Origin of the sequence: Alienimonas sp. DA493, assembly GCF_043951915.1 — a bacterium.
GTDB lineage: Bacteria > Planctomycetota > Planctomycetia > Planctomycetales > Planctomycetaceae > Alienimonas.
Genome location: NZ_JBINJD010000262.1, coordinates 1 through 3,806, shown reverse-complemented (window position 1 = coordinate 3,806; position 3,806 = coordinate 1). Strand labels below are relative to the sequence as shown.

The following is a 3,806-nucleotide window of genomic DNA, read 5'->3' as shown; positions in this document are numbered from 1 at the left end:
CTCACCCCCGGCCCCTCTCCCTCAAGGGAGAGGGGAGATCCGTGACGAGACCGCGCCTCGCCCCCCGCGATCCCGGCATGGGCGTTCGCCGCGGATCCCCATACACTCCGCCGATGTCCGACGACGCCGCGCCGCCGACCGCCGACCCGCCCGCCGCCGCCGCGTCGGCCGCTCCCGCGGTCCCCGCGGACGACGCCCCCGTGGAGCTGAAAAGCCGCCCGATCGCCGGGCTGCTGGCCGCGGCGCTGCCCGGGGCCGGGCACTTTTACCAGGGGCGGACGGTCAAGGGGGCGATCTACTGCGTCTGCATCCTCGGCCTGTTCCTCTGCGGGCAGGCGTTGGGCGGCTGGCACACCGTCGCGTTGGAGAGCAACGCCCCCGGCGTGCCCCGCGGCTCCGAGGAATTCGACGGCCCCGGCGACAATCCGTTCCGCGTTCCCTTCGGCCCGCCCCGCCGCCAACTGCTCCAGCATTACACGGCCCAGGTGTTCACGGGCGTCGTCGCCTGGCCGGCCCTGCTGCAAAGCGAGCGGTTCGACAGCGAAACCAACGTCCCCCGCCGCCGGTTGATCGGACCGCTGGACGCCCCGTTCGAGGGCGTGCTGATGGCCGATTACGAAGACCGCCCCGTCGTGCTGGCGACGCTGGACGGCCGGGTGAACGCCGTTCCCCGGGGCGACGGCTCGCGGGTGGAGGGCACGCTGGAAGTCGCCGCCGCCGCCCCGACCGACCCGCGGCTGCGAACCGGGTTCGAGGGCTCGACCGGCGTGGTCTTCCCGGACGGGCCGCCGCGGCAGATCACGCTGACGCCGACCACGGTGCGGGCGTTCGACCGGCCGATCAACGGGGAGCAGGGCCGGCTGCTCAAACTGATGGTCGACCCGGCGGCCCTGTCCGCGATCGCGCTGCCGAACGGCGTGGCGGCGGACGAACTGGAGCGGCCCCGGGCGGTGGGTACGGTGCCGCGGCCGCTGTGGAACTGGTACCTCGCCCCGCGGGACCGCCGGGCCGCCAACCGCCTGCACGCCGAGCAGGGCACGACGATGGACCTCGCCGTGGTCTTCACGATGATCGCCGGCCTGCTGAACGTGCTGGCCTTCTGGGACGCGATCGACGGCCCCGCCTACGGCCGCACCGACCGGCGCCTCGAACACGACGACTCAGAACGCGGCGGCCCGGACGGCGACGCCGGCCCCGAACCGAACGACGCCCCCTCGCATTCCCCCGGGGTCCCCGCCCCCGCCGCGGTTTAAGTCATGTTCCCACTCCTCCCCCCGCTCGCCGCGGACCCGATGCGATTGCTGTGGGCGCTGCCCACCGCGGCGGCGATCAGCCTCGTCTACACCGCCAGCCGATACGAAGACACGGCGGTCATCTGGCGCCGCAGCGTCGGGATGTTCGGCAAAACGCTGCTGTTCCTGGCCGCGGTGTTCGCGGCGCTGTATCTGCTGAGCTTTAACCTCTAAGTCGCCCCCGGGGCCGCCGATGTCGTCCGCCGACCGCTTTGTGGACGATCCGACGGCCCTGTTCGCCCCGGTCGAGGCGGCGTGGGAGCGGTACGTCGCCGCCGGCGAGGCCACGCTGACCGCGGCCGAGGCGCGGGTCGTCGAGACCCGGCATTCGACCTACGACGACGGTCCGTTCACGCCGGACCACCCGCTGTGGGACCGGTTCCTCACGGCCGTCTACGGCGATCCGTGGCGGCCCCGCCCGCTGCGGTGGGTGCCGGAGGGGAAGGACACCTTCCGTCACGGCCTGGACGCCGAGGGGCGGATCGTGACTGCGGGGTTCCTCGGCGGGGGGAGCGCGGCGGCCGTCTACGGCGACGGGTCTTACGACCTGCTGAACTTCCGGCGGGACCGCCGCTCCGGCGAGCGGTTGCCGTACGAACCGCACTTTCGATCCGGCTTTCCCACCGGCCGGCTCAAACGCCTCCTGCTGGACGACGCCGGCCGCATGGCCGCCGCCGTGGAGGTGAACCAGGAGGGCGAGGAGCCGGAGCGGCATTACCGCAGCCTGACCCGGTTCTTTTACGACGACGCCGGCCGGCTGGCGGAATCCGTCACGCAACTGTTCGACCTCGGCCGGGAGCTGCCGCCCTACGCCAAGGACGTCCCCCCGGAGAAGGTCGCCGGCTGGCACCGTCGGGCAACCGATCGGCTGCGGGAGTCGCTGCTCATGCGGCGTCGGACCGTGCTCACCTACGACGACGGTCGCCTCGTCAAAGCGGAACAGTTCGACGGCGACGGCAAGCCGGACGAGGTTCTTTACACCTACAACCCCGGCGACACGGTCGAGGGGCTGGTCGAACAGTTCTCCGCCCTGCTGGGCAAGCAACTGGTCAAAGCGATCGACGGGTTTCTCAAAGCGAACCCGGACGCCAAGCCGGCGGCCCGCGGCGCCCTCATTTATTCCGCGGAGCACGCCCACTGCGGCCTGCCGACCGGCGTGGCGCTGGCGAGCGCGACCGACGCGGCCGCCGACGGGTTCGAGCCGTTCGACTGGGAGGCCTACCCCCACGCCGTCCCCTGGCCGCCGGAGGGCCGGGCCGGCAAGACGCTGGCCGATCTGCACCGCCGGCTGTTGCTGGTCGTGGAGACCGACCCGGCCCACGCCGACACGTTCCAGCCCCGGCCGTACCGGGAGGTCCTGTGGACCGCGGGGCGGGCGGCGTGGGGGACGCTCAAGAAGAAACGCTCCACGACCGCGGACTTCATTCTGTTCCCGCTGGACGACCACGGCGACGTCAACCCCGCCGACGACGCCCGCGCCACGCTCCCGCCGGAGGCGTTCGCGGCGCTGACGGGCGGCTGAACCGAAGAACGGCAGCCCGACGCGACCGTTTCTGAACGACCGACGCACGGCCGAAGCTTGCGCTCCGGGCTCATTGATCCTGCCGCTACGCCGCGGTGCGGACGGCGTCCGCGGCCGTCGCGGAGCCGTCGAGGGCGTCGTCTTCGACCAGGTCCCGCACCCATTTGGCGCGGAACAGCTTTTGGACGGCCCGCTCCACCTGGCGCTGCTTGCGGGCGTGGCGGAGCGGTTTGTCCGGGGTGACGGCCGCGGTGCCGTGCGTCACGTGCACCACGCTGCGGGCCATCTCCGCGACGGGAAACGTGGCGGTGTCCAGCCCCGCCGCCCAGAGGCGTTGCGTGACGGCCAGCCCGCCGCCGAGGTGGCCCTCCGGCACGAAGGAGCAGTCGTGCTCCAACAACGCCTCCCGGCGATAGAGAGCGCAATAATCCCGCGGGTATTTCCGGCCGGAGTAGTTCCGGCCCGGACGACCCAGCGCCGTCTTCACCCGCCCGACGGCCGTCCCCGTAACCTGTTTCCAACTCTGATACAGCGGGCTGCTCAACTCCAGCTTCCAGGCGCCGGAGGCGGCAATCGGCGGGGCCCCGTCCGCCGTGGGCTGGTTGATCGTCCGCAGGTGCGGGTCGAGCCACCCGTCCCGGCGGACGAACACGTCGCAGTGCATCGTCAATAAATACTCGCCCGTCCCCTCCCGGGCGGCGAGGTCCCAGGCGGTGAAGACGTTCGTCGGCCAGTTGTCCGACGTCTCCTCGGGCCGCTCGATCAGTTTGATCCAGGAGAGCGACCGCAGGTAGTCCAGGCTGCCGTCCCGGGAGCCGTTGTCGACGACCATCACCTCCAACTCGACGCTCGGGTCGGCGGAGGGGGCGAACTTCCGCAGGCTGCGGAGGCAGGGCTTGGCGTAGACCTCGACCTGCCAGTGCGGAATGCAGACGGTGACGACGGGCATCGAGCCGGGCCGGTCAAAAGGAAACGCGTCGGCCGCCCCCGCG

At 72.0% G+C, this 3,806-nt stretch carries 4 protein-coding genes; 3 read left to right on the top strand and 1 reads right to left on the bottom strand.

Annotated elements, in window-relative coordinates:
• Positions 1-113 precede the first annotated feature (113 nt).
• The 3 genes from ACG2DA_RS21995 to ACG2DA_RS21985 are packed head-to-tail and all read left to right on the top strand — an operon-like array spanning position 114 to position 2,814.
• Entirely contained in the window at positions 114-1,253 is a 1,140-nt protein-coding gene (locus ACG2DA_RS21995) for a DUF6677 family protein (protein ID WP_395258732.1), read from the top strand.
• Positions 1,254-1,256: 3 nt separating this feature from the next.
• Positions 1,257-1,466, top strand: a complete 210-nt coding sequence (locus tag ACG2DA_RS21990) for a hypothetical protein (protein ID WP_395258731.1) — start codon at positions 1,257-1,259, stop codon at positions 1,464-1,466.
• A gap of 19 nt (positions 1,467-1,485) precedes the next feature.
• Entirely contained in the window at positions 1,486-2,814 is a 1,329-nt protein-coding gene (locus ACG2DA_RS21985) for a hypothetical protein (RefSeq protein WP_395258729.1), read from the top strand.
• An 85-nt stretch (positions 2,815-2,899) separates the two neighbouring features.
• Here ACG2DA_RS21985 and ACG2DA_RS21980 read toward each other — a convergent pair.
• Positions 2,900-3,806, bottom strand: a 907-nt coding sequence (locus tag ACG2DA_RS21980) for a glycosyltransferase family 2 protein (protein ID WP_395258727.1), incomplete at its 5' end; no start/stop codon positions are given.